The following is a 788-nucleotide window of genomic DNA, read 5'->3' as shown; positions in this document are numbered from 1 at the left end:
GCCGGTCGCGCCGTCGCCACCGTTGCCGGCCGCACCCCCAGCACCACCGTTGCCGCCAAGACCCAGGATCGACGAACCCGCACCACCATTGCCGCCATTACCACCGTTGCTGCCGTTACCACCGTTGCCATCACCACCATTGGCAAACGACCCGCTCAGCCCATTCCAACCCGCACCGCCGACACCACCATCACCACCATTGCCCAAAGCACCCATGCCGAAGAAGTCCTGGGCCTGCCCCGACGACCCACCATTGCCGCCATTACCAGCCGCCAACGTCGCGGTCGCAGCACCGCCGGCACCACCATCGCCGCCGTTGCCCCACATCTCCCCGCCATGACCACCATTGCCACCATCAGCACCCAGGCCACCGGCACCACCATCACCACCATTGCCGATACCCCCGGCATGACCACCATTGCCACCAGCCACCCCGTCAAGGTTCGACGTCCAGCCATCACCACCATCGCCGAACCACAACCCACCAGCCTGACCATCCACACTGTCGGCAGTACCGTCAGCACCGTTGCAGATCATCCCGCAAAAACCCTCAGTGAACGGCGCCGTCAGCTGATTGATCACACCATTGACCTGCGACCCGAAATCCGAGTTAATCCACTCCTGCAACGCCGCATGCAACGGCGTGTAGAACATGGTCTCCCACATCTGAGCCATCTCTAGGCCCGACGCATCAGCCGAGCCGGGCAGATCCCAGGCCGACCCGGTGAACAGACTGTCGAAATCGTTCGACAAGTTGCCCCACGCACCCGGATCAAACAGATCCGTCA

At 63.2% G+C, this 788-nt stretch carries 1 protein-coding gene; it reads right to left on the bottom strand.

What is annotated here, in order from left to right; all coding sequences use genetic code 11:
- A partial coding sequence (locus tag AC5Y4Q_RS21625) for a PGRS repeat-containing protein (RefSeq protein WP_499960166.1) occupies nt 1-753 on the bottom strand: 753 nt, incomplete at its 3' end.
- Between the last annotated feature and the right edge of the window lie 35 nt (nt 754-788).

It is taken from the genome of Mycobacterium sp. NGS16 (genome assembly GCF_059813225.1).
This window is presented reverse-complemented; position numbering and strand designations above follow the sequence as displayed.